The organism is Rhodopseudomonas parapalustris (assembly GCF_053772255.1).
On the sequence record NZ_JAMKBZ010000015.1, the window covers coordinates 1 to 22,993 of the forward strand.

At 65.2% G+C, this 22,993-nt stretch carries 26 protein-coding genes; 21 read left to right on the top strand and 5 right to left on the bottom strand.

Going from position 1 to position 22,993, the window contains the following annotated elements; all coding sequences use genetic code 11:
* Positions 1-116: 116 nt before the first annotated feature.
* Positions 117-731 (bottom strand): glutathione transferase GstA, encoded by a 615-nt coding sequence (gstA, locus tag M9H71_RS14425; protein ID WP_455405661.1) that lies wholly within the window; start codon positions 729-731, stop codon positions 117-119.
* A gap of 122 nt (positions 732-853) precedes the next feature.
* Between gstA and M9H71_RS14430 the strand changes: the two genes are divergently transcribed.
* The 5 genes from M9H71_RS14430 to M9H71_RS14450 all read left to right on the top strand — a co-directional run bounded on the left by M9H71_RS14430 (position 854) and on the right by M9H71_RS14450 (position 4,712).
* A complete protein-coding gene (locus tag M9H71_RS14430; protein WP_455405662.1) occupies positions 854-1,345 on the top strand; it encodes a MarR family winged helix-turn-helix transcriptional regulator in 492 nt (163 codons plus the stop codon).
* Between the two features lie 93 nt (positions 1,346-1,438).
* Positions 1,439-2,809 carry a glutamate--cysteine ligase gene (locus M9H71_RS14435; protein WP_455405663.1) on the top strand — a complete coding sequence of 457 codons (1,371 nt, stop codon included), beginning with the start codon at positions 1,439-1,441 and terminating at the stop codon, positions 2,807-2,809.
* A 146-nt stretch (positions 2,810-2,955) separates the two neighbouring features.
* Positions 2,956-3,507 carry a PAN domain-containing protein gene (locus M9H71_RS14440; RefSeq protein WP_455405664.1) on the top strand — a complete coding sequence of 184 codons (552 nt, stop codon included), beginning with the start codon at positions 2,956-2,958 and terminating at the stop codon, positions 3,505-3,507.
* A gap of 73 nt (positions 3,508-3,580) precedes the next feature.
* Positions 3,581-3,991, top strand: a complete 411-nt coding sequence (locus tag M9H71_RS14445; protein ID WP_455405665.1) for a thioredoxin family protein — start codon at positions 3,581-3,583, stop codon at positions 3,989-3,991.
* Between the two features lie 4 nt (positions 3,992-3,995).
* Positions 3,996-4,712, top strand: a complete 717-nt coding sequence (locus M9H71_RS14450) for a cytochrome c biogenesis CcdA family protein (protein WP_455405666.1) — start codon at positions 3,996-3,998, stop codon at positions 4,710-4,712.
* A gap of 19 nt (positions 4,713-4,731) precedes the next feature.
* On the opposite strand, the gene lepB is transcribed toward M9H71_RS14450, so the two are convergent.
* The 3 genes from lepB to M9H71_RS14465 form a co-directional block, all read right to left on the bottom strand.
* On the bottom strand, positions 4,732-5,502 hold the full coding sequence (lepB, locus tag M9H71_RS14455) for a signal peptidase I (RefSeq protein ID WP_455405667.1): 771 nt from the start codon (positions 5,500-5,502) through the stop codon (positions 4,732-4,734).
* Positions 5,499-6,929 (bottom strand): metalloprotease TldD, encoded by a 1,431-nt coding sequence (gene tldD, locus M9H71_RS14460; RefSeq protein ID WP_455405668.1) that lies wholly within the window; start codon positions 6,927-6,929, stop codon positions 5,499-5,501. Before tldD ends, lepB begins: the two co-directional genes overlap by 4 nt.
* A 120-nt stretch (positions 6,930-7,049) precedes the next feature.
* Positions 7,050-8,888 (bottom strand): autotransporter outer membrane beta-barrel domain-containing protein, encoded by a 1,839-nt coding sequence (locus M9H71_RS14465; RefSeq protein WP_455405669.1) that lies wholly within the window; start codon positions 8,886-8,888, stop codon positions 7,050-7,052.
* A gap of 379 nt (positions 8,889-9,267) precedes the next feature.
* On the opposite strand from M9H71_RS14465, the gene M9H71_RS14470 reads away from it, so the two are divergent.
* Both M9H71_RS14470 and M9H71_RS14475 read left to right on the top strand, forming a co-directional pair.
* On the top strand, positions 9,268-9,738 hold the full coding sequence (locus tag M9H71_RS14470) for a MarR family winged helix-turn-helix transcriptional regulator (protein WP_455405670.1): 471 nt from the start codon (positions 9,268-9,270) through the stop codon (positions 9,736-9,738).
* A gap of 121 nt (positions 9,739-9,859) precedes the next feature.
* The gene (locus tag M9H71_RS14475; protein WP_011156581.1) at positions 9,860-10,285 is read left to right on the top strand and encodes an organic hydroperoxide resistance protein; all 426 of its coding nucleotides are present in this window, start codon (positions 9,860-9,862) and stop codon (positions 10,283-10,285) included.
* 232 nt (positions 10,286-10,517) lie between these two features.
* On the opposite strand, the gene M9H71_RS14480 is transcribed toward M9H71_RS14475, so the two are convergent.
* Entirely contained in the window at positions 10,518-11,066 is a 549-nt protein-coding gene (locus M9H71_RS14480; RefSeq protein ID WP_455405671.1) for an invasion associated locus B family protein, read from the bottom strand.
* A gap of 409 nt (positions 11,067-11,475) precedes the next feature.
* Here M9H71_RS14480 and coxB point away from each other — a divergent pair, with 409 nt between their 5' ends.
* From coxB to M9H71_RS14550, 14 genes are all read left to right on the top strand, one after another.
* A complete protein-coding gene (gene coxB, locus M9H71_RS14485; RefSeq protein ID WP_455405672.1) occupies positions 11,476-12,333 on the top strand; it encodes a cytochrome c oxidase subunit II in 858 nt (285 codons plus the stop codon).
* A gap of 67 nt (positions 12,334-12,400) precedes the next feature.
* Entirely contained in the window at positions 12,401-14,026 is a 1,626-nt protein-coding gene (gene ctaD / locus M9H71_RS14490; RefSeq protein ID WP_455405673.1) for a cytochrome c oxidase subunit I, read from the top strand.
* Positions 14,027-14,098: 72 nt separating this feature from the next.
* Complete coding sequence (locus M9H71_RS14495) at positions 14,099-15,037, top strand: heme o synthase (RefSeq protein ID WP_455405674.1); 939 nt, start codon at positions 14,099-14,101, stop codon at positions 15,035-15,037.
* An 11-nt stretch (positions 15,038-15,048) separates the two neighbouring features.
* The gene (locus tag M9H71_RS14500) at positions 15,049-15,216 is read left to right on the top strand and encodes a CoxF protein (RefSeq protein ID WP_164605742.1); all 168 of its coding nucleotides are present in this window, start codon (positions 15,049-15,051) and stop codon (positions 15,214-15,216) included.
* 2 nt (positions 15,217-15,218) lie between these two features.
* Entirely contained in the window at positions 15,219-15,854 is a 636-nt protein-coding gene (locus M9H71_RS14505; protein WP_455405675.1) for a cytochrome c oxidase assembly protein, read from the top strand.
* A 75-nt stretch (positions 15,855-15,929) separates the two neighbouring features.
* Positions 15,930-16,787 carry a cytochrome c oxidase subunit 3 gene (locus M9H71_RS14510; RefSeq protein WP_455405676.1) on the top strand — a complete coding sequence of 286 codons (858 nt, stop codon included), beginning with the start codon at positions 15,930-15,932 and terminating at the stop codon, positions 16,785-16,787.
* Between the two features lie 169 nt (positions 16,788-16,956).
* Entirely contained in the window at positions 16,957-17,343 is a 387-nt protein-coding gene (locus M9H71_RS14515) for a DUF983 domain-containing protein (RefSeq protein ID WP_455405677.1), read from the top strand.
* Positions 17,340-18,122, top strand: a complete 783-nt coding sequence (locus M9H71_RS14520; RefSeq protein WP_455405678.1) for an SURF1 family protein — start codon at positions 17,340-17,342, stop codon at positions 18,120-18,122. The genes M9H71_RS14515 and M9H71_RS14520 overlap by 4 nt, the downstream gene beginning before the upstream one ends.
* A 90-nt stretch (positions 18,123-18,212) precedes the next feature.
* The gene (locus M9H71_RS14525; RefSeq protein ID WP_013500789.1) at positions 18,213-18,443 is read left to right on the top strand and encodes a type II toxin-antitoxin system HicB family antitoxin; all 231 of its coding nucleotides are present in this window, start codon (positions 18,213-18,215) and stop codon (positions 18,441-18,443) included.
* A gap of 1 nt (position 18,444) precedes the next feature.
* The gene (locus tag M9H71_RS14530; protein ID WP_164605747.1) at positions 18,445-18,681 is read left to right on the top strand and encodes a type II toxin-antitoxin system HicA family toxin; all 237 of its coding nucleotides are present in this window, start codon (positions 18,445-18,447) and stop codon (positions 18,679-18,681) included.
* Positions 18,682-18,886: 205 nt separating this feature from the next.
* Entirely contained in the window at positions 18,887-20,305 is a 1,419-nt protein-coding gene (thrC, locus tag M9H71_RS14535; protein WP_455405679.1) for a threonine synthase, read from the top strand.
* Positions 20,302-21,591 carry a M16 family metallopeptidase gene (locus M9H71_RS14540; RefSeq protein WP_455405680.1) on the top strand — a complete coding sequence of 430 codons (1,290 nt, stop codon included), beginning with the start codon at positions 20,302-20,304 and terminating at the stop codon, positions 21,589-21,591. Before thrC ends, M9H71_RS14540 begins: the two co-directional genes overlap by 4 nt.
* 60 nt (positions 21,592-21,651) lie before the next feature.
* Positions 21,652-22,239 (top strand): GNAT family N-acetyltransferase, encoded by a 588-nt coding sequence (locus tag M9H71_RS14545; protein ID WP_455405681.1) that lies wholly within the window; start codon positions 21,652-21,654, stop codon positions 22,237-22,239.
* A gap of 96 nt (positions 22,240-22,335) precedes the next feature.
* Positions 22,336-22,992: a hypothetical protein gene (locus M9H71_RS14550; protein WP_455405682.1), complete on the top strand. Its 657-nt coding sequence runs from the start codon at positions 22,336-22,338 to the stop codon at positions 22,990-22,992.
* The last annotated feature ends 1 nt before the right edge of the window (position 22,993 follow it).

Below are 22,993 nucleotides of genomic sequence, written 5' to 3' on the forward strand. Positions count from 1 at the left end.
AACGAATTAGTGAACTCGCACAATTGCGAGCGAAGCGAAGCAATCCAGTTCAGTGCACCGCGCTGGATTGCTTCGTCGCTTCGCTCCTCGCAATGACGAGCGAGAAACGAAATCCCTTACGCCTTTTGCAGCAGCCCTTCGCTCTTCATTGCGTCTTGCACCTTCGGCCGGGCGGCGACGCGGGACTTGAAGGCGGCGAGGTTGGAGTAGGGGGCGAGGTCGATCTTCATCCGGTCGCACCAGCTCAGGATCACGAACAGATAGCCGTCGGCCACCGTGAACGACGAGCCCATCAGATAGTCCTTGCCGGCGAGCTGCTTGTCGACGTAGCCGAGGTGGCGGGCGATGCGGTCCTTGAAGAAATTCTTGGCGTCGTCGCCGAGCGTCGGGGCGAACAGCGGGCCGAAGCTCTTGTGCAGGTCGGTCGAGATGTAGTTCAGCCACTCCTGCAGCCGGTAGCGCTCCATCGTTCCGGCTTTCGGCGCCAGCTTGCCGGAGCCTTCCTGGTCGGCGATGAACTGCACGATCGCCGGCCCCTCGGTCAGCACCGAGCCGTCGTCGAGGCCGAGCGCCGGGACCGAGCCCTTCGGGTTGATCGCGGCATAGTCGTCGCCGTTCTCCAGCTTCTTGGCTCGGATATCGACCTTGACGAGGTCGAACGGCAGGCCGGCTTCGCTGAGCGCGATATGTGGCGACAGCGAACAGGCGCCTGGCGAGTAATATAGCTTCATGGGCGGCTTCCTCGGGTGGGATTGGATTTGTCGGCACGGGCGATTAAATGCCGGTGCATGGGCAAGTCAAGATTGATGCACCTGCATACACTGCGCTACAGTCGCTGCGGATGGACGAGCCGATGAAACGCAAACCGTCGACCGAGGCCACTGCCGCCTGGGTCCGCCTGATGCGGGTCCGGAGCCGGGTATTGGACGCTGTCGAGCAGGATCTGAAGAGGGCGGGCTTCCCGCCGCTGGCGTGGTACGACGCGCTGCTCGAACTGGCGCGCGCGCCGGGCGGGGAGATGCGCCCGGTCGAGCTCGAAAAGCAGATGCTGATCCCGCAATACTCCACCTCGCGCCTGGTCGACCGGCTGGTCGACGAGGGGCTGGTGGTGCGCCGCGAATGCCGCAGCGACAAGCGGGGTCAGTTCGTCGAAATCACCGAAGCGGGGCGCGACTTGCAAAAGAGAATGTGGACCGCCTATTCGGCGGCGATCGAAAAACACGTCGGCTCGAAATTATCCGATGCCGACGCGGTCAGCTTGTGCGGTCTACTCGACCGGCTCGGCTGCGCGTGCAACGGCTCCGCCGCTGCGCTCGATGCGCGAGACACCGCAGTCTCGCGATGATAAACAGCTCTCGCTTCGTGTTCGCGGTTGCTTCCGGCCGCGGTTTCCACCACCCCGCGTCGCCCGATCTCGCGCGCTTCTTTCGGACTTCCCATGGCGCGTGACCAGCTCGACATGACCCCGCTGAATTCGCGCGACGAACTGGTCGCGTGGCTTGAAGCGGGCGTAAAATCGCCGGCCGAATTTCGTATCGGCACCGAGCACGAGAAGACCCCCTTCACGCTCGACGGTCATCGCCCGGTGCCCTACGCCGGTGCGCGCGGCATAGGCGCGCTGCTCGACGGCATGCAGATCCTGCTCGGCTGGGACCCGATCATGGAGGGGCCGCACATCATCGGGCTGCACGACGTCACCGGCGGCGGTGCGATCTCGCTGGAGCCGGGCGGACAGTTCGAATTGTCGGGCGCACCGGTCGAGACCGTGCACCAGACCCACGCCGAACTGATGGCGCATCTTTCGCAGGTCCGGGAGGTCGCCACCCCGCTCGGCATCGGCTTCCTTGGCCTCGGTCTGACGCCGTCGTGGTCGCGCGGCGAAATCCCGGTGATGCCGAAGGGCCGCTACAAGATCATGACCAACTACATGCCGAAGGTCGGCTCCTACGGCCTCGACATGATGTACCGGACCTGCACGGTGCAGACCAATCTCGACTTCTCGTCCGAAGCCGACATGGTCAAGAAGCTGCGGGTGTCGTTGGCGCTGCAGCCGGTCGCGACCGCGCTGTTCGCGAACTCGCCGTTCACCGAGGGCAAGCCGAACGGCCTGTTGTCGTTCCGCTCCGAGATCTGGCGCGACACCGACAATGATCGGTCCGGCATGCTGCCGTGGGCGTTCGAAGACGGCATGGGATTCGAGCGCTGGGTCGACTACGCGCTCGACGTGCCGATGTACTTCGTCAAGCGCGGCGACGACTACATCGATGTCGCCGGTTCGTCGTTCCGCAAGTTTTTCGACGGTAACAACGAGAAGCTGCCCGGACAGCGTCCGACGCTGTCGGACTGGGCCAACCATCTGTCGACGATTTTCCCCGAGGTGCGGCTGAAGCGGTATCTCGAGATGCGCGGGGCCGACGGCCAGCCATGGGGCCGCCTGACCGCGCTGCCGGCGTTCTGGGTCGGGCTGCTGTACGACGATGCCAGCCTCGACGCCGCCTGGGAGCTGGCCAAGAACTGGAGCGCCGAGGAGCGCCAAACGCTGCGGGACGAGGTTCCGCGACTCGGGTTCAAGGCGAAGATCGGCAACCGTAGCCTGCTCGAAGTCTCCAAGGATTGCATGGCGCTGGCGCATGCGGGGCTGCGTCGCCGCGGCCGGATCGACGGCTCCGGTCTCGACGAATCGCGGCATCTGGCGCCGCTCGACCGCATCCTCGACAGCGGCCGCACGCCGGCCGAAGACATGCTGGAGAAGTATCACGGCGTCTGGCGCGGCTCGGTGGAGCCAGCCTACGACGAATACGCGTTCTGAACGCTGGCGGACCAAGACCACGCTGGTCCGCGGCGTTCATCCCCCATACAGGTTGTCAGCCGTCAGATGAAGGCTTGGGGCTGCGCTCCGGACCGGCCCGAGGTTCATCGGCCGGGATTCCGAGCCTAACGCGAAAGCAAGTGTGAATGCGAAGCGGCCTGCTCAGGGCGTGTTGGCTCGTGCTCGCCGTGGCAGCGGCGACGCTGTCGCCGCATGCGTCGTGGGCACAGGCGAATTTCGACCGGATCGGCGGCGACTATCTGCGCACGCCGGTAACCAGCGGCGATCCGGCCGAATGCGGACTGATGTGCGAACGCGACAAGCGTTGCCGGTCGTGGACTTTCAGCTATCCGCGCTCGCCCGAGGACGGGGCGATGTGCTGGCTGAAGAGCACTGTACCGCCACGTACACCCAGTTCGTGCTGCGTCTCGGGTGTCCGTGGTGCCGGGGTGCTGGAGCCGCGCAACGATTCCAACGAAGTTTCGATCGATCGTTACGGGGGCGACTATCGCAATTTCGAGCTGAAGGCCGGCGAGGGTGACGAGGCTTGCAAGGCGGCCTGCGTCGACGAGCACAAATGCCGGGCTTGGACCTACGCCCGCCCGGGCTATGTCGGGCGCAATGCGCGCTGCTTTCTGAAGAGCCACATCAAGCCGCCACGGCGGAAGCCTGGATTCATTTCGGGCGTGGTCAGGTAACATCCCGGCTTGTCCCAGCGTATCTGTTGCGCGCGGCCGAAGCGGCCCTGCGCTTGCAACGGAGGACTACGCCATGTCGCCGACCATCACCCGGAAGAGCTTCAACCGCGCTATGCTGGCAGCTGCCGTCGCCGCGCTGCTGCCGCTGTCGGGGGCGCTGGCTTCGACCGCCAGCCCGTACACGCCGGCAGCCTTCAAGGCGGCGCAGTCCGCCGGCGAGCCGGTGCTGATCGAAATTCACGCCGATTGGTGCCCGACCTGCAAGGCGCAGACGCCGATCATCCAGCGTCTTGCGGCCGATCCGAAATTCGCCAAGCTGAAGATTTTCCGCGTCGATTTCGACGGCCAGAAGGACGTGGTGAAGCAGTTCGGCGCCACCATGCAGTCGACCCTGATCGTGTTCAACGGCGCCGCCGAAAAGGGGCGCTCGGTCGGCGACACCAAGGAAGCCTCGATCGCATCGCTGCTCGCCAAGGCGCTTTGACGCCGTGACCGCGCTGGCACTGGCCTTTGTTGCCGGGCTGCTGTCGATCCTGTCGCCCTGCGTGCTGCCGCTGGTGCCGATCGTGCTCGGCGCCGCGGTGGCGCAGCATCGTCATGGGCCGCTGGCGCTGGCGGCGGGGCTGGCGCTATCGTTTACGCTGATCGGGCTGCTGGTCGCGGTGGCGGGCTTCAGCCTCGGCCTCGACGCCGGATTCTTTCGCGCGTTGGCGGCGGTGATCATGATCGCGCTCGGCGCCGTGTTGCTGGTGCCGTCGTGGCAGATGCGGCTCGCCGCTGCCGGTGGTCCGATGTCGAGCCTGGCGGATCAGTATTTCGGCCAAGCCTCCGGCTCGGGTCTCGCCGGGCAGTTCGGCATTGGTCTGCTGCTCGGGGCGGTGTGGTCGCCCTGCGTCGGGCCGACGCTCGGCGCGGCGTCGCTGCTGGCTTCACAAGGCCGCGATCTTCCGATGGTGGCGCTGACCATGGCGATGTTCGGGATCGGTGCGGCGCTGCCGCTGATCGCGCTCGGCCTGCTGTCGCGGGCGAGCCTGATGGCGGTCCGCGGCCGGCTGTTGTCGGCCGGCAAGCTCGGCAAGGCGGTGCTCGGCGTGGCCTTCGTCGCGATCGGCATTGCGATCGTCACCGGCCTCGACAAGCAGATCGAGGCGGCGCTGGTCGCCGTCTCGCCAGACTGGCTCACCAATCTGACGACGCGCTTCTGAGGGCGAGCGCGCGTCGCCCTCAATGCACCGAGGTGAAGAACCGCGCCACCCGGAAGCCGGACAGCCAGTCGGTGATCGGCTGACGGCGGACGCCGGGATTCCACGAGCCGACGATGGCATCGACGCGGCCGACAAGATCGTCGATCGGCAGCATGCCGACGCCGCCGTCGCGCACTGAGACACGGCTGTCGGAGGAGTTGTCGCGGTTGTCGCCCATCACGAACAGATGGCCGGGCGGCACCGTCACTTCCGGCGTGTTGTCGAGTCGGCCGTTATCGTAGAGCTTGAAGATCGGGTGGGCGACCCCGCCGGGCAGCGTTTCGATATAGCGCGCGGCGGTCTCGTAGGAGCCGTTGTCGTCCTCGGCCCGGCCGGTGCCATCCGCCGTCACCTTGGCGGCTTCGCCGTTGATGAACACCCGGCCGCCGTCGATCTGCACCCGGTCGCCCGGCAGGCCGATCACCCGCTTGACCCAGACCTGCGAGCGGTCGCCGGGCCAGCGGAACACCACCACGTCGCCGCGATGCGGGGCCGAGCCGAACAAGCGGCCGGTTTCCGGAAACGCCACATGGATCGGCAGCGACGCCGACGAATAGCCGTAGGGATATTTCGAGGCGAGCAGCGCATCGCCGATCAACAGCGTCGGCTCCATCGAGCCGGACGGCACGTAGAACGGTTCGGCCAGAGCCGCCTTGCCCACCAGGACGATCGCCACCACCGCGGCGAGCTGCGTGAACTGCGAGCCCCAGCGCCGCGCCTTGCTCGCGGCCGTCTCCGTCTTCGTCGTCATCCGCCGGTGCCTCCGACCGTAATCTTGTCCATGCGCAGCGTCGGCTGGCCGACGCCCACCGGCACGCCCTGGCCGTTCTTGCCGCAGGTGCCGATGCCGTCGTCGAGCTGCATGTCGCTTCCGATCATGGAAATGCGGTGCAAATCGGTCGGGCCGTTGCCGATCAGCATCGCGCCCTTCAGCGGTGCGCCGATCTTGCCGTTCTCGATCTTATAGGCCTCGGTGCACTGGAACACGTATTTGCCCGACGTGATGTCGACCTGACCGCCGCCGAAGTTCGCCGCGTAGATGCCGTTCTTCACCGAAGCGAGGATTTCGGCCGGGTCGCGCTGGCCGGCCAGCATGTAGGTGTTGGTCATCCGCGGCATCGGCACATGGGCGTAGGACTGCCGGCGGCCGTTGCCGGTCGGCTTCATGCCCATCAGCCGGGCGTTCTGACGGTCCTGCATGTAGCCGGTGAGGATGCCGTCCTCGATCAGCACGGTACGGCTGGTCGGAGTGCCCTCGTCGTCGATCGACAGCGAGCCGCGCCGCGCCGAAATCGTGCCGTCGTCGACCACGGTCACGCCCTTGGCGGCGACCTGCTGGCCCATCAGGCCGGCAAAAGCAGACGTCTTCTTGCGGTTGAAATCGCCCTCGAGGCCGTGGCCGACCGCCTCGTGCAGCATCACGCCGGGCCAGCCGGGGCCGAGCACCACATCCATTTCGCCGGCCGGGGCCGGCACCGATTCGAGGTTGACCAGCGCCTCGCGCAACGCGCCGTTGGCGGCGTCACGCCAGGCCTTGGTCTCGATGAAGCGCGCATAGGGCTCGCGGCCGCCATAACCCTTGGAGCCGCTCTCCTGCCGGTCGCCCTGGCCGGCGACCACCGAGACGTTGACCCGCACCAGCGGGCGGATGTCGCGGTAGCTCTCGCCGTCGGGGCGCAGGATCTCGACCACCTGCCAGGTGGCGCCGACCGACACCGACACCTGTCGCACCCGCGGGTCCTTGTCGCGAATATAGGCGTCGATCTCGCCGAGCAGCTTGACCTTGGCCTCGAAGCCCGGCGCGTCGAGCGGGTTGTCGTCGCCATACAGCCGCACATTGGTGTGCGCCGGCGCCACTGCCAGCGTGCCGCTGTAGTCGCCGCGCACGGCCGCGACCGCGTCCGCGGCGCGGATCAGCGCCGGCAGCGACACGTCGGAGGAATGCGCGTAGCCGACCGCGTCGTCCTTAACGGCGCGTAAACCGAAGCCCTGCGCGGTGTCGTAGGTCGCCTGCTTCAGCCGGCCGTTGTCGAACGCCAGCGCCTCGGTCTGGCTGTATTCGAAAAACAGCTCGCCATCGTCCGCCCCCTGCAGCCCCCGCGCGATCTCGCGCCTCACCTCGTCGCGATCAAGATTGGCGCGGTCGAGCAGGGAAGTCGTCGCTTGCGGAGATGTCATCAACAGGGCCCTCGGATTCGCGGACAACGGATCTCCGCCGACCGTCGGGTCGGCAGCATCCGCAATAATTCAGCTTCTCCTAGATAGGTGAGAAGCCGGCCCGCGACGAGCCCCGCCCGATCAGAACTTCGCGACGGCCGGGCCGAACGTCATGCTGACGCCGAACTGGCCGCCGAACGTGGTGACCTGAGACTGTCCCATCTGGCCGATCACCGCCGCATAGCCGGTGACGTTGGAGGCGATCTTGTAGCGCGTACCCAGCATCGCTGTTCCCCAATCGCGACCGAGACGGACTGCAGGCAGCGAGTAGGCCGGCGCGTTGACGTCGGTGGTTAGGCGCGCCGTCACCAGCCGATCGAGATCGGCCCATTCGTGATTCCACACCAGTTTGCCGAACGGCTGCCAGACGCCGAAATCCATGCTCGCCTGATAGCCGAGCTCGCTGATGGCCGAGTTGCGGAACTGCGTTTCGAACGCCAGCGCCGTGAAGCCACCCGTCGTCGCCGTGTAGGGATCGGTTTCGGCGAAGTTTCCGACGCGAATGCGCTGGAGCAGGATGCCGGCCACCGGGCCGTGCGACACCGCCCAGGTCGGGGCAGGTGCCTTGACCGGCAGCGCCGCGGTCGCACCGCTGCGCGAGCCGAACAGATATCCGCCTTCCAACGCAAACGAGTAGTTCGTGCCGCTGGTGCGGCCGACGTTGGCGATCGTCGTAATGCCGATCGGAACCACGCGGTTGACGTCGTACTTGGCGGCGCCCGCGGACGCAATGGCGTTGGCCCACACCGGGCCGGCCGCCACGGCGCTGTATACGCTGCCGGTGAATTCCGACTGCTTGTAGTCGCCGCCGAGACTGAACGTCTGTTTGGTATCGCTGAGCGAGAACGCGGCGCCGACCAGCCAATTCTGCATCGCCTGGTAATCGAAACCGATCGTGGTGGCGACCGGAGTGCCGGGATCGTCGGGGAAGCCGGTATTGCGGTTCGTCATCTTCAGCGACGACACGTCGCCCGCGGCCCAACCTCGGAAGGTGCCGACCGGTCCCTGCGCCGAGGCAGGAAGCTGATTACGAATCATCTCGACCACGCCGCTGCGCGTCTTCACCGGCGCTTCGGCCAGATAGGAGATCTGGCTCGGGGCGACGATCAGGCTGTAATCGTAATCGGCCTGGATCTTCTGTCCTGACACGGAAAAGTGCTCGTCGTCGCTGTAGAAACTGGTCTGCTGCGCATCCGCCGATCGCAGATAGGCGTAGCGGTTGCTCGGCGTCGTCGTGTTGACGCACCACTGGCCCCATCCGACGTTGGGTCCGCCTCCGCTCTGCAGAACACAGGCCGATCCCGTGTTGGGACCAGCGATGCCGGGCACCACTGTCGCGCCCGTGTAGCCGAACAGTTCGGGTGTCGATTGCACCGCCAGCCGCATGGCGCGCAGATCCGACGGGATGATGTTCACGCCGGCCGCCTTGACGGCATTCCACATCGACTGCGTCCACAACACGCCGAGCGCGCCCGACCCGGGCGAGCCGTGGACGACGATGTATTGCGCGCCGGCATCCTGTAGCGTGCGCAGCCCGGCCGCGAGCTGCGTCGTCTGTCCGACCAGATAGCTCCGGCGTGCAGCGGTGGGAAGGCTCTGAGCGAAGGTGATGTCGTTGCCGCCGGTGCCGACCAGATACAAGCCGTTTGGATTGGCGACGCCACTATTGGCGGCCAAGTAGTTGGCGATCTGCTGGACGGTCGAGGGCAGATTCGGGTTGGGGTTGAGGTTGCCGTCGTTGCCGTTCCGCGGCACGGCGGCCGTCAGGGCGCCCGAGATCGCATAGTTGGTGCCGCCAGCCTGGTTGGCGGGCATCGCCGTCAGGCCGAAACGCGAGGCGAGCACCGCGCCATTGGACAGCGAGCCCAATGCACCGACCGGCGCGCCGTTGCCGCCGGCGGCGATCGAATTTGTTATCACCCTGTCCTTGTTGGTATTTCCTGTCGCGTTTGAAGGGAGTGCGGCCTGCCACCAACCGGAGTCGATGGTGCTGTCGCCGAACGCCAGGAATTGGCCGAATTGCTGCGCCTGGGCCGCGCCGGATTGAACGGAAAGACAGATTAAAATTCCCGCAGCCAGACAGCCGGGCAGTCGCATGGTGTGACCGTGCACAGTATCCCCCAAAATTTACATGTACCGAATTTGTAAATGATGAAGGCCGACGACGGCCGAGGCCATCACCCGAATGGGGGATTAGTAGAAATTGGGACGGAGTGTTGCATAATTGCCACCGGTGGTTGCGTAGTCCCGCACCCGGCTTTGCTTGACAATATATCGCGCGCGATATAAATCACCCTCCATGAAATCGCCCTCGACAGTCTCCCGCGAGACGCGCGTCGCCGACAAGCAGAAGCTGGAGAACCAGCTTTGCTTTGCGCTGTATTCGACGCTGCTCGGGGTCAACAAGGTGTATCGCGGCCTGCTGCGCGAGTTCGATCTGACCTATCCGCAGTATCTGGTGATGCTGGTGCTGTGGGAGAAGGATCGGGTCAACGTCTCGGAGATCTGTGAGCAGCTCTATCTCGAGACGACGACGCTCACACCGCTGCTGAAGCGGCTCGAAGCGCGTGGGCTGATCAGCCGGCGACGTTCGGCCGAGGACGAGCGGCAGGTGATCGTCAGCCTCACCGAGGAGGGGCGGGCCCTGCGCCAGCAGCTCAAGCATGTGCCGGACTGTCTCGGCGCCGCGATGGGCGGTTCGCTCGACGACATCGTGGAGTTGCGCAACAAGCTGACCAAGGTTCGATCTAAATTGTTTCAGGCCGCCTGATGCGGAAGGGGCCCCGACAAATCGAGGAAGCGGTGCAAAAATATCGCGCACGATAATTATGCGAGCGATTAAAATCGATCGCAGAGTTTCCCAGGACCATCAACCCGAGAAGGACCACACCATGTCAGTCGAGAAAGTTCTCTACCGCGCCACGGCTACTGCAACGGGAGGCCGCGACGGGCGCGGCGTCAGCAGCGACGGACATCTCGACGTCGCTCTGACGACGCCGAAGGAGCTTGGCGGCGCCGGCGGCGCCGGCACCAATCCGGAGCAATTGTTTGCGGTCGGCTACTCCGCCTGCTTCCTCGGCGCGATGAAGTTCGTGGCAGGACGCGACAAGCTGCCGATCCCGAAGGACGTCAGCGTCACCGGTTCGGTCGGCATCGGTCCGATCCCGACCGGCTTCGGCATCGAGGTGGAGCTGAAGATCAGCCTGCCGGGCATGGACCCGGCGCAGGCGCAGACGCTGGTCGATCGCGCGCATATCGTCTGCCCGTATTCCAACGCCACGCGCGGCAACATCGACGTCACGCTGACGCTGGTCTGAGCGGCCGGGCCGCCTCGCCAAGGCGGCCGTTGACAACACTGACGTCATCGCCCGCGGATGCGGGCGACCCAGTATTCCAGGGCGCTTGTTGGTTCGCCGCGCGCTTGCCACGGAAGCTCTGCGATACTGGGTCCCCCGCATGCGCGGGGGATGACAGCATCATTCTGTTCACGGGCTTCTTGCCCAAAACGAGGACGGCTTGCGTTGCGCCGTCGTTCTTGCGCAGGGCGGCCTACGGCAGCTTGTCGTAGCCTTCGCCGAGGCCGTTCAGGCTGAGCGGGAAGCCGATGCCTTCTTCAGGCGTCTCGAAGATGATGAAGGTCGCGGTCTTGGCGCTGCGCAGCTGGGCGAGCAGCTTGTCGTCCATCACCACTTCCGCGACGCAGCCGTTCGGCAGGCAGCGCACGAAGCCGGCGCGGCCGATGTCCGCATTGTCGAGCTTGAGGCCGAGACCTGACGGCAGCAGCACGCCGAGCGGTGCCACCACGCGCATCAGCTTGCTCTTCTGATCGGCGGTCTTGAGAATGATGACGGTCAGGCCGGCGTTGGAGCGATCCTCCGCGACCACGCTCTGAATCAGCGCGCACTGCTCGGCCTTGGCGCCGGGCGGGGTATCGCAGCGGATCTGCCAGTCACCATGCACGGACTTCACCGCGCCCTGGGCCTGGGCCGTGCTGCTGCCGGCCACAGCGGCCAGCGCGATCAACCCGACCGCCAGCATGGCCCCCGACGCTGTGCGGCGGCTGGAGGCAAGGATCGGCGAAAGTCTGGCAAGGCCCATCAGAGGTGTTTCCGAGGTCGTAACGGGTGAACGATGTGGTTTGCGGCGGGTCCCGACTGACCGCCAATGACGGCGCCATGAAGGCAGCTCGCGCGCCGGCGAATCAGGCTTCCGTGACGTTCGGGTGCTTTGCCTACAGCGAGGCGAGCATCTGTCAAGACGGCCTCACATTTCCTGGTGGTCGTGTCAGTGTCCGGCGACGCAATCCATCGCCGATCAGAAGTTGAACCTGTTGTTTGTGCGAGCCCGTCTCAATCCTCATTGCGAGGGGCGCTGAATTGTGTTTCAAAAGTACAATAAGAAGCGTTCGCACTTTGGCTACGCTTTTGTGCCGGGCGCCAAAAAACTGCACGGTTGGTCACGCCGATACGGCGGGCTTGCTGTGACTAGTCATAGGGAGCGCGGCGGCATGAAGGTGTCGAAGGGGCGAATCGGGCGGTGGTCGCTGGGGCTTGCGATCGCTTGCTGTGCGGCAGCGGTCGGCGGGACCGCCTTTGCCGAAATGGGGCAGCCTGCGCCCTGGGAAATGACGCTGCAGCAACCCGCCTCACCGGTGATGCAGAACATCGTCTGGTTTCACAGCTTCCTGCTGTGGCTGGTCACCCTGATCACACTGTTCGTGCTGGCGCTGCTGGTGATCGTGGTGGTGAAGTTCAACGCCAAGGCCAACCCGGTCCCGTCCAAGACCACTCATAATACGCTGATCGAAGTCGCCTGGACGATCGTGCCGGTGCTGATCCTGGTGGCGGTCGCGGTGCCGTCGTTCCGGTTGTTGTTTCTCGAACTGGATATTCCGAAGCCGGACCTCACGGTGAAAGCCACCGGCAACCAGTGGAACTGGACCTACACCTATCCGGACGACAAGATCGAGTTCACCTCGATCATGCTCACCGACGAGGAGCGGGCCAAGATGAATCCGGTTCCGCCGCGACTGCTCGGCGTCGACAACGAGATGGTCGTGCCGGTCGACAAGGTGGTGCGGATCCAGACCACCGCAGCCGACGTGATCCATTCGTGGGCGGTGCCTTCGTTCGGCGTGAAGATCGACGCCGTTCCCGGCCGGCTCAACGAGGCGTGGTTCAAGGCGACCAAGGAAGGTCGCTATTACGGTCAGTGCTCGGAGCTGTGCGGGCGCGATCATGCGTTCATGCCGATCGTGGTCCATGTCGTGAACGAGCAGGAGTATCAAGCCTGGAAGAAAAAGCAGCAGGTGGCCTCGCGCAAGCGTGACGAGTCCTACGCCTCGGCCGCTTCCGCCACGCGTTGAGCGCGGCGGCAGCGGAGACGTCGAACGGGGACCGTGAGGTCCGAGGTTTTCAAGTCAGGATCTGAAGATGGCAATGGAAGCTGCAAGGGTCGCTCATTCCGATCACGCGCATGACGATCACGCACATGCGCATCCGACCGGATGGCGGCGCTACCTGTACTCGACCAACCACAAAGATATCGGCACCATGTACCTGGTGTTCGCAGTGATGGCCGGCATCATCGGCGGCGCGATGTCGATCGCGATCCGGATCGAGCTGATGTATCCCGGCGTTCAGATCTTCCACAATTCCCACACCTACAACGTGTTCGTCACCTCGCACGGCCTGATCATGATCTTCTTCATGGTGATGCCGGCGATGATCGGCGGGTTCGGCAATTGGTTCGTGCCGCTGATGATCGGCGCGCCGGACATGGCATTCCCGCGCATGAACAACATTTCGTTCTGGCTGCTGCCGGCCGCATTCGCGCTGCTGATCATCTCGACCTTCGTCGAGGGCGAGCCGTCATCGAACGGCGTCGGCACCGGCTGGACGATGTACGCGCCGCTGTCGACCACCGGGCATCCAGGACCTGCGGTGGATTTCGCGATTCTGGCGCTGCATCTGGCCGGCGCATCCTCGATTCTCGGTGCGATCAACTTCATCACCACCATCTTCAACATGCGCGCGCCGGGCATGACCCTGCACAAGATGCCGCTGTTCGTGTGGTCGGTGCTGATCACTGCGTTCCTGCTGTTGCTGTCGTTGCCGGTGCTCGCCGGTGCCATCACCATGCTGCTGACCGACCGCAATTTCGGAACGACCTTCTTCTCAGCCGAAGGCGGTGGCGATCCGCTGCTGTTCCAGCATCTGTTCTGGTTCTTTGGCCACCCCGAAGTCTACATCCTGATCCTGCCGGGCTTCGGCATGATCAGCCAGATCGTCTCGACCTTCTCGCGGAAGCCGGTGTTCGGCTATCTCGGCATGGCCTACGCGATGGTGGCGATCGGCGTGATCGGTTTCGTGGTGTGGGCTCACCACATGTACACCGTCGGCATGTCGAGCACGACGCAGGCCTATTTCGTCGCCGCCACGATGGTGATTGCGGTGCCGACCGGCGTGAAGGTGTTCTCCTGGATCGCCACGATGTGGGGCGGTTCGATCGAGTTCAAGACGCCGATGCTGTGGGCGGTCGGGTTCATCTTCCTGTTCACGGTCGGCGGCGTCACTGGCGTGGTGCTGGCGAATGCCGGCGTCGACCGGGTGTTGCAGGATACCTATTACGTCGTCGCGCACTTCCACTACGTGCTGTCGCTCGGCGCGGTGTTCGCCATCTTCGCCGGCTGGTACTACTGGTTCCCGAAGATGACCGGCTACATGTACAGCGAGACCATCGGCAAGCTGCACTTCTGGCTCACCTTCATCGGCGTCAACATGGTGTTCTTCCCGCAGCACTTCCTCGGCCTGTCCGGGATGCCGCGACGCTACGTCGATTATCCGGACGCCTTCGCCGGCTGGAATCTGGTGTCGTCGATCGGCTCCTACATCTCCGGCTTCGCGGTCTTGGTATTCCTTTACGGGATGACGCTTGCCTTCATTCGCAAGGAGCGCGCGGCGGACAATCCGTGGGGCCCCGGCGCGACCACGCTGGAGTGGACGTTGTCGTCGCCGCCGCCGTTCCACCAGTTCGAAGTGCTGCCGCAGGTCCGTTGAGACCGGTCCTGGAACCTGCATCCGCTGCCGCTGTTGCGCTAGCGGGTGCAGTTCGAAACGAAAGGTGAGTCCGTGTCGGTCATCGATGCCAATCCGATCCCGCTTGCGCCCCGGATTTCCGAGGCCGGCGTCGCCGACTACATCGCACTGCTGAAGCCGCGGGTGATGTCGCTGGTGGTGTTCACCGCGCTGGTCGGCCTGCTGATGGCCCCCGGCAGCTTCCATCCGGTGCTGGCGATCACCGCGATCATTTGCATCGCCGTCGGCGGCGGCGCCGCCGGCGCGTTGAACATGTGGTACGAAGACGACATCGACGTCAAGATGACCCGGACCGCTAACCGGCCGATCCCGCGCGGCCGGGTGACGCGGCCGGAGGCGCTGACCTTCGGCATGACGCTGGCGTTCTTCTCGGTGGTGACGCTCGGCATCCTGGTGAACTGGATCGCAGCCGCACTACTCGCCTTCACCATCTTCTTCTACGTGGTGATCTACACGATGTGGCTGAAGCGCTGGACCGCGCAGAACATCGTAATCGGCGGTGCCGCCGGTGCGCTGCCGCCGGTGGTGGCGTGGGCGTCGGTCACCGGATCGCTGGCGGTCGAGCCGATCCTGCTGTTCCTGATCATCTTCTTCTGGACGCCGCCGCATTTCTGGGCGCTCGCTCTGTTCCGCAACGACGATTACGCCCGCGCCGGGGTGCCGATGCTGCCTGTGGTCGCCGGTCCCGATCACACCCGGCTGCAGATCCTGCTCTACACCGTTGCGCTGGTCGCGGTGGCGGCTGCGCCGTGGCCGCTCGGCTATTTCGGCGCGATCTATGGCGTCGCCTCGCTGGCGCTCGGCGGCTGGATGCTGGTGCTGGCGGTGCGGGTGTATCGGCAGCGCTCCGGCAGCGCGGCGCTGCGCGCGACCCGGAATTTATTCAAGTTCTCGATCCTGTATCTGTTCGCCCTGTTTGCTATCCTCCTGGTCGAGGTCGTTGTCGCGGCGGTTCTGCGGCTGATCGGATGATGGAGGACGCGATGGAGCCAGTTCACAAGCCGCCGCCGGGCATAGTTCTCACCGAGGCACAGAAGAAACGCCAGCGCGAGCGTTCGATCGCGATCGCTGTGGCGCTCGGCGTGCTGGTGGTGCTGTTCTTCGCGGTCACCATGGTCAAGGGCCCCGCGGTCTTGCACCGGCCGATCTGAGGATGCCGACGATGTCGCCTCCGCCCTCCCAAACTCCGCCGCAACCCGCGCCGCATCGCGGGCTCGGGCGTGATACGGCGGTGGCGGCGGTGTGTGGTCTGGTGGTCGCGCTGATGGTCGGTGCGTCGTTCGCCGCGGTGCCGTTCTATAACTGGTTCTGCCGCACCACCGGCTTCAACGGCACCACACAGGTGGCGCGCGCCGCGCCGAGCGCCGCGCCGCTGGCCCGGACCGTCACGGTCGGCTTCGATTCCAACGTCAATGGCCTGCCGTGGAAGTTCGAGCCCGAGCAGCGCGAGATCGATGTTCCGATCGGCAAGGTGGTGACGATCTACTACCGCGTCACCAATCTCTCCAAGCACGCCACCACCGGACAGGCGGCCTACAACGTTACGCCGCTGACCGTCGGATCCTACTTCACCAAGATCAACTGCTTCTGCTTCACCGAACAGACCCTGGCGGCCGGTGAAAGCCGCGACATGCCGGTAGTGTTCTACATCGATCCGGCATTCGCCGCCGATTCGGAGAACGACACCGTCAAGACCATCACCTTGTCCTACACCTACTACCCGGTGCGCGATCCGGCGCCGAAGCCGGTGGCTTCGAGCGAACCGGCACCGCGCAAAGGCAATCTCTGATAGGAAACGCGGCAACAAGAACAGACCGGGACTTAAAGTAACGCCATCCCGGAGGGACCGAAACGGAGAGCGACCATGGCCACGGCGCACGTCAAGCACCACGACTATCATCTCGTCGATCCGAGCCCCTGGCCGTTCGTCGGCTCGGTGTCGGCGTTCGTCATGGCGCTCGGTGCGGTATCCTGGATGCACCAGATGTATCAGGGCGCACCGATCGTGTTCGGCGTCGGGGTGATCGGCGTGCTCTACACCATGGCGAGCTGGTGGAGCGACGTGATCCGCGAGGCGCAGTATCAGCACGACCACACCCGCGTGGTGCAGCTCAGCCACCGCTACGGCATGATCCTGTTCATCGCCTCCGAAGTGATGTTCTTCGTCGCCTGGTTCTGGGCCTATTTCAACTCGGCGCTGTTTCCGGCCGACCCGGTCCACGCTACCCGCGATGCGCTGTTCGGCGGGGTATGGCCGCCGAAGGGGATCGAGACGTTCGATCCGTGGCACCTGCCGCTGCTCAATACGCTGATCCTGCTGACCTCCGGCACCACGGTAACCTGGGCGCATCACGCTCTGCTGCACAACGACCGCAAGGGACTGAAGCAGGGGCTGATCTTCACCGTCCTGCTCGGTGCCACGTTCTCCTGTGTGCAGGTCTACGAATACAGCCACGCCACCTTCTCGTTCGCGGGCAACATCTATGGCGCCACCTTCTTCATGGCGACCGGCTTCCATGGCTTCCACGTCCTGGTCGGCACCATCTTCCTGCTGGTCTGCCTGATCCGCGCCTATGCCGGCCATTTCACGCCGAAGCAGCATCTGGGCTTCGAATTCGCCGCCTGGTACTGGCACTTCGTCGACGTCGTGTGGCTGTTCCTGTTCGTCTGCATCTACGTTTGGGGCCATGGTGCGTCAGCCATGGCGCACGGCGCGCATTGAACCGGGCATAGCCGTCGAGGGCGGCCCGTGCGGCCGCCCTCGCTGCTTTCAAGGCTGAACGATGATGCGGTCGATCTCATCCGTCATTGCGAGCGAAGCGAAACAATCCAGAGACGCGTATCGGAGTCTCCGGATTGCTTCGTCGCTTCGCTTCTCGCAATAACGCGAAATGGAGAAGTCGTCTCCCACCCTCATGCAAAGCGCCCTGCGCGGCATTGCCTGCCGCTGCCCGCGCTGCGGCGAAGGTAAGCTTTATTCCGGCTTCCTGACTCTGGCGCCGCGCTGCGAGGTCTGCGGTCTCGATTTCGGATTCACCGATGTCGGTGACGGCGCTGCGGTGTTCACCATCCTGATCGGCGGCGCGATCGTGGTGCTGTGCGCGCTGATCGTCGAGGTCAAATATCAGCCGCCGTTCTGGCTTCATGCGGTGTTGTGGCTGCCGATGGTGCTGATCACCACGCTCTTGCCACTGCGCTCGATCAAGGCGCTGTTGATCGCGCTGCAATTCCATCACAAGGCGCGGGAGGGCCGCCTGGTCGGCCGCGAGCCGCAATGACCGCGTCCGCCGCGCGCCGGCGCAGCATCGCGGGCATGAGCCTGATCGCTTTGACGATGGTGGCAGTGCTGTTGTCGCTGGGGATCTGGCAATTGCAGCGGCGCGACGAGAAGCATCGGCTGATCGCAGCACTCCACGAGCGGCTGGCGGCCGGCCCGGTGGCGCTGCCGGCGGCGCGCGACTGGCCGTCGCTCGATCCGGCGCACGACGAATTCCGACGCGTCCGGTTCACCGCGACCTATCTGAAGCTGCCCGACGTGATGGTGTATTCGTCGGGCTCGGCGGTGCGCGACGACGTCGCCGGTCCCGGCACCTGGGCGTTTCTGCCGGCGCGGTTGCCGGATGGCCGCACCGTGGTGATCAACGCCGGCTTCGTGCCCAATACCATGCAGGATCGCGGTGCCGAGAACCGTGCTGTGCAACCGCTGTTGAGCGGGGAGGCGGCGACGCTGACCGGCTATTTGCGGTTTCCCGAGCAGCCCGGCCTGTTCGTCCCGGCCCCGAACCTTGACACGCGGTTGTGGTTCAGCCGCGACGTTCCGGCGATGGCCGTGGCGCTCGGTTGGGACAAGGCGGCCGACATCACGCCGTTCTATATCGACCTCGAGACGCCGCAGCCGGCCAACGGCGTGCCCAAGCCCGGGCCGCTCGGCGTGCATCTGCGCGACAACCACATGCAATACGCCATCACCTGGTTCGGCCTGGCGCTCGCGGTTGCGATTGCATTCGGGGTCTGGCTGTTCGGCCAGCGGCGGCGTCCCGCCCCCGTGCTCGGTTGACGCCGCGGGCTTGGCCGGCCGCCGGCGTATCGTGTAGGATCGCCACAAGCGTTGGTCTGGTTCAGTCCTTGTGGGCCCAGGAGCCACCTCATGCCGTCAAGCTACAGCTACTCGGTCATTCTCGAGCCCCAGGAAGGCGGCGGTTTCACCGTGCTCGTCCCGGCGCTTCCCGAGGTCGTGACGGAGGGGGACACCGAGCAGGAAGCGCTGGCTAACGCCGAGGAGGCGATCCGTGCCGTCCTAGCCTACCGGCGGGACCAGGGAAGGGCGCCTCCATCCGATGCCCATCCCGAAATTCGCTACGTGACTGTAGCTGCCTGACATGGGCGACGGCCGGCTGCCAGTCATCGGCGGCAGGCGGGTGATCCAGGCGCTCATGAGAACGGGTTTTGTCGTCGATCGGATCGTCGGCAGCCACCATGTTCTGGTCTATCCCGGCGATCCGGCGCGCACCGTGACGGTTCCGGTTCATGCAGGACGAGACCTGAAGCCGGGCACGTTGCGATCAATTATCCGGCAGACCGGGCTGACAGTGGAGGAGTTCGTCGACCTTCTTTGAAGCCGCATCCCCCGCTGCACAGGTGGCAACGTGCAGCGGCAACGTCCCGTTGCCTGTCTGAGCGACGAACAGGGGCTTCTCCGATGGGAGCGATTTCCCCTGCGCCTCAAACTCCTTTATGGTGAGGCCGATTTCACCCGCGCGTGAGACTGAACTCGATCAATATCAAAGGCTTGGGCGTTCGGCCGGGCCTTTGGAGGCACCCTTGACGACCTATGTTTCGACCCGGGGCGATGCCCCGCGCCTCGGCTTTTGCGACGTGATGCTGACCGGGCTGGCCCGTGACGGCGGGCTGTATATTCCCGAAATCTGGCCCCAGCTCACTCCCGACACCATCACCGGCCTGTTCGGCCGGCCGTATTGGGAGGTCGCCGTCGAGGTGATCCGGCCATTCGTTGCCGGCGAGATTTCCGACGCCGAGCTCGGCCGCATGGCCAGCGACGCCTACGCCACGTTCCGGCATCCGGCGGTGGTGCCGCTGCGCCAGACCGGCCCGAGCCAATTCGTGCTCGAACTGTTCCACGGCCCGACGCTGGCGTTCAAGGACGTCGCGATGCAGCTTCTGTCGCGGCTGATGGATCATGTGCTCGAGAAGCGCAAGCAGCGCACCACCATCGTGGTGGCGACCTCCGGTGACACCGGCGGTGCCGCGGTCGAAGCTTTCGCCAATCTGAACAATGTCGACCTCGTCGTGCTGTTTCCGCACGGCCGGATCTCCGACGTGCAGCGGATGATGATGACCACGTCGGGCGCGCCGAACGTGCATCCGCTGGCGATCGAGGGCCATTTCGACGATTGCCAGGCGATTGTGAAAGGGCTGTTCAATCACCACAAATTCCGCGACCAGGTGGCGCTGTCGGGCGTCAATTCGATCAACTGGGCTCGGATCGTGGCCCAGGTGGTGTACTACTTCACCAGCGCGGTGGCGCTGGGAGCGCCGAACCGCGTGGTCGACTTCACCGTGCCGACCGGCAATTTCGGCGACATCTTCGCCGGCTACGTCGCCAAGAAGATGGGCCTGCCGGTGCGGCGGCTGAAGATCGCCGCCAACGTCAACGACATCCTGGCGCGCACGCTGAAGACCGGCATCTACGAGGTCCGTGAGGTCCACGCCACCACCTCGCCGTCGATGGACATTCAGGTGTCGTCGAATTTCGAGCGGCTGCTGTTCGAGGCCTCCGGTCGCGACGCTGCGCTGATCCGGTCGCTGATGGGCTCGCTGTCCCAATCCGGCCGTTTCGTGCTGCCGGATACGGTGCTGGCCGCAATCCGCGAGGAGTTCGACGCCGGCCGCGCCGACGAGCCGGAAACCGAATCCGCGATCCGTGCCGCCTGGCGCGAGGCGGGCGACCTGATCGATCCGCACACCGCGGTGGCGCTGGCCGTGGCCGATCGCGACACCACCGATTCGAGCGTGCCGAACATCGTTCTGTCGACCGCCCATGCGGCCAAGTTTCCGGACGCCGTGGAAGCGGCCTGCGGCATTCGGCCGGAACTGCCGGCATGGCTCGACGGGCTGATGAGCAAGCCCGAATCGATCAAGATCATGCCGCGCGATCAGGTGGCGATTGAACGTCATGTGCTGGCGGTGAGCCGCGCCGCCAAGCAAGGAGTCGCCGGATGACCGTGGAAGTCAGCAAGCTGCCCTCCGGCCTCACGGTCGTCACCGACACCATGCCGCATCTCGAAACCGCGGCGCTCGGTGTCTGGACCGGCGTCGGCGGCCGCGACGAGAAGCCCGACGAGCACGGCATTTCGCACCTTCTCGAACACATGGCGTTCAAGGGCACCACGCGCCGGACCTCGCGCGAGATCGCCGAGGAGATCGAGGCTGTCGGCGGTGACCTCAATGCCGGCACCTCCACCGAGACCACGGCCTATTATGCGCGGGTGATGAAGGCCGACGTGCCGCTGGCGCTCGACGTGCTGTCGGACATCCTGGCCAATCCGTCGTTCGAGGCCGAAGAACTCGAACGCGAGAAGAGCGTGATCGTGCAGGAGATCGGCGCCGCCCAGGACACGCCCGACGACGTCGTGTTCGAATATCTCAACGAGCTTTGCTACCCGGAGCAGCCGATCGGCCGCTCGCTGCTCGGCACCGCCAAGACGCTGAAGAGTTTCAGCCGCGAGAAGCTGCAGTCGTATCTGTCGACGCATTATCGCGGGCCCGACATGGTCGTGGCGGCGGCAGGCGCGGTCGACCACGCTCGCATCGTCGAGGAAGTGTCGCACCGATTTGCCAGTTTCGATGCCAACCCGGCGCCCAAGCCGCAGCCGGCGATGTTCGGCGCCGGCGGCGCACGCGTGGTGCACCGCGACCTCGAGCAGGCGCATCTGACGCTGGCGCTGGAGGGACTGCCGCAGTCCGCACCGTCCCTGTTCAGCCTGCAGGTGTTCACCAACATCCTCGGCGGCGGGATGTCGTCGCGGCTGTTCCAGGAGGTGCGGGAGAAGCGCGGGCTGTGCTACTCGATCTACACCTTCCACGCGCCCTACAGCGACACCGGCTTCTTCGGCCTCTACACCGGCACCGATCCGGCGGATGCGCCGGAGATGATGGAGGTGATCGTCGACGTCATCAACGACGCGGTCGATACCCTCACCGAAGCCGAGATCGCCCGCGCCAAAGCCCAGATGAAGGCCGGCCTGCTGATGGCGCTGGAAAGCTGCTCGTCGCGCGCCGAACAGCTCGCCCGCCACATTCTCGCTTACGGCCGGCCGCTGCCGGTCGAGGAGCTGGTCGGCCGGATCGATGCCGTCACCGTCGAGACCGCCCGCGAAGCGGGGCGCACGCTGTTGTCGCGCAGCCGCCCCGCAGTGGTGGCGCTCGGCAGCGGCCGCGGTCTCGACAGAGCAGCCGGCTTTGCTGAAGGCTTGACACAATCCAAGTCCAAGACGTCCTATCATTGATCTGACGCCGCGGGTCGCGGCGTTCGTGGCCCGCCGAATCTGCGGGTCGGGAGTGCCGCGATGGCGCTGTTTCGTATGCCCTCCGTCGGCCCCGCTGCGCTGGCGCCGCGTGGCAATGGGTTGCTGCTGCGCGCGCCGCAGATGGCGGATTTTCCGCAATGGGCCGAGCTGCGTGAATACAGCCGGGCCTATCTGACGCCGTGGGAGCCGATCTGGCCATCGGACGATCTGACTCGCGCCGGCTTCCGCCGCCGGCTGCGGCGGTACGCCGAGGATATCGCCGCGGACCGCTCCTATCCGTTTCTGGTGTTTCGCGAGCCGGACAATCAGTTGGTCGGCGGTGTCACCCTGGCAAACGTCCGCCGCGGCATCGTTCAGGCCGGCACCATCGGCTATTGGATCGGCCAGCCGTTCGCCCGTCAGGGTTTCATGACGGCTGCTTTGCGCGTGCTTCTGCCGACGTTGTTCGGCGAACTCAATCTGCACCGCGTCGAAGCCGCCTGCATCCCCACCAACGCCCCGTCGATCCGGGTGCTGGAGAAATGCGGCTTCACCCGCGAGGGGCTGGCGCGGCGTTATCTGTGCATCAACGGCGTCTGGCAGGACCATCTGCTGTTCGGCCTTCTGCACGAGGACTTTCGCGGCTGATTCGTCCGGTGCCGGACCGCCCGCCGCCTTTGGTTCGCCGGCATTGCTTTGCTATAACCCCGGCCGACGAAACGATGGCAATGCCGGGTGGAATGAATGGCTCAGGAGATTGAACGGGTGCCGGCGCGGTACTGGACCTCGCGGGCGGCGCGGGGCGCGGTCGCGGTGGCGATCTGCGGCACGGTGCTGGCGGCGACGCCGGCGTGGTCGCAATCGATCACCGACCGCTTCAAGAGCCTGTTCGGCGGCTCGTCCGATCGGGACCAGGCGCCGACCGTCACCAACGGTCCTCCGGTCGAAAGCGAACTGACCTGTCCGTCGGTAACGGTGCGCTCCGGCGCCTCGACCTATGCGGTCGGCCTGCCGGGCAAGGAAGCCAGCGGCGCCGATCTGCGCTATCAGGCGGTGATCAGCCGCACCGCGCGCGAATGCAATCTCAACGCCGGCATCATCTCGGCCAAGATCGGCATTCAGGGCCGAATCATTGCCGGTCCGGCCGGCGCGCCGACCTCGGTCGAAGTGCCGCTGCGTGTCGCCGTGGTGCAGGAAGGCGTGTCGCCGAAGACGGTGTTCACCAAGGCGTATCGGACAACGGTTTCGATGCAGCCGGACGGCAGTGTGCCGTTCAGCCTGGTGGCCGAGGACGTCGCCTATCCGGCGCCGTCGGTCAGCGCCAATGATGCCTACGTGTTCTATATCGGCTTCGACCCGCAGGCGCTGAAGCCGGAACCGCGGTCGCGCAAACGCAGATAGC

Excerpts from the sequence above, each read along its gene's own strand:
- M9H71_RS14505 (WP_455405675.1), top strand. The coding sequence starts at position 15,219 with ATGCCGACGATGTCGCCTCCGCCCTCCCAAACTCCGCCGCAACCCGCG.
- ctaD (WP_455405673.1), top strand. The coding sequence starts at position 12,401 with ATGGCAATGGAAGCTGCAAGGGTCGCTCATTCCGATCACGCGCATGAC.
- M9H71_RS14475 (WP_011156581.1), top strand. The coding sequence starts at position 9,860 with ATGTCAGTCGAGAAAGTTCTCTACCGCGCCACGGCTACTGCAACGGGA.
- M9H71_RS14550 (WP_455405682.1), top strand. The coding sequence starts at position 22,336 with ATGGCTCAGGAGATTGAACGGGTGCCGGCGCGGTACTGGACCTCGCGG.
- M9H71_RS14525 (WP_013500789.1), top strand. The coding sequence starts at position 18,213 with ATGCCGTCAAGCTACAGCTACTCGGTCATTCTCGAGCCCCAGGAAGGC.
- M9H71_RS14540 (WP_455405680.1), top strand. The coding sequence starts at position 20,302 with ATGACCGTGGAAGTCAGCAAGCTGCCCTCCGGCCTCACGGTCGTCACC.
- gstA (WP_455405661.1), bottom strand. The coding sequence starts at position 731 with ATGAAGCTATATTACTCGCCAGGCGCCTGTTCGCTGTCGCCACATATC.
- lepB (WP_455405667.1), bottom strand. The coding sequence starts at position 5,502 with ATGACGACGAAGACGGAGACGGCCGCGAGCAAGGCGCGGCGCTGGGGC.
- M9H71_RS14500 (WP_164605742.1), top strand. The coding sequence starts at position 15,049 with ATGGAGCCAGTTCACAAGCCGCCGCCGGGCATAGTTCTCACCGAGGCA.
- M9H71_RS14480 (WP_455405671.1), bottom strand. The coding sequence starts at position 11,066 with ATGGGCCTTGCCAGACTTTCGCCGATCCTTGCCTCCAGCCGCCGCACA.
- M9H71_RS14435 (WP_455405663.1), top strand. The coding sequence starts at position 1,439 with ATGGCGCGTGACCAGCTCGACATGACCCCGCTGAATTCGCGCGACGAA.
- M9H71_RS14510 (WP_455405676.1), top strand. The coding sequence starts at position 15,930 with ATGGCCACGGCGCACGTCAAGCACCACGACTATCATCTCGTCGATCCG.
- M9H71_RS14515 (WP_455405677.1), top strand. The coding sequence starts at position 16,957 with ATGGAGAAGTCGTCTCCCACCCTCATGCAAAGCGCCCTGCGCGGCATT.
- M9H71_RS14440 (WP_455405664.1), top strand. The coding sequence starts at position 2,956 with ATGCGAAGCGGCCTGCTCAGGGCGTGTTGGCTCGTGCTCGCCGTGGCA.
- M9H71_RS14530 (WP_164605747.1), top strand. The coding sequence starts at position 18,445 with ATGGGCGACGGCCGGCTGCCAGTCATCGGCGGCAGGCGGGTGATCCAG.
- M9H71_RS14520 (WP_455405678.1), top strand. The coding sequence starts at position 17,340 with ATGACCGCGTCCGCCGCGCGCCGGCGCAGCATCGCGGGCATGAGCCTG.
- M9H71_RS14430 (WP_455405662.1), top strand. The coding sequence starts at position 854 with ATGAAACGCAAACCGTCGACCGAGGCCACTGCCGCCTGGGTCCGCCTG.
- tldD (WP_455405668.1), bottom strand. The coding sequence starts at position 6,929 with ATGACATCTCCGCAAGCGACGACTTCCCTGCTCGACCGCGCCAATCTT.
- coxB (WP_455405672.1), top strand. The coding sequence starts at position 11,476 with ATGAAGGTGTCGAAGGGGCGAATCGGGCGGTGGTCGCTGGGGCTTGCG.
- M9H71_RS14545 (WP_455405681.1), top strand. The coding sequence starts at position 21,652 with ATGGCGCTGTTTCGTATGCCCTCCGTCGGCCCCGCTGCGCTGGCGCCG.
- M9H71_RS14445 (WP_455405665.1), top strand. The coding sequence starts at position 3,581 with ATGTCGCCGACCATCACCCGGAAGAGCTTCAACCGCGCTATGCTGGCA.
- M9H71_RS14470 (WP_455405670.1), top strand. The coding sequence starts at position 9,268 with ATGAAATCGCCCTCGACAGTCTCCCGCGAGACGCGCGTCGCCGACAAG.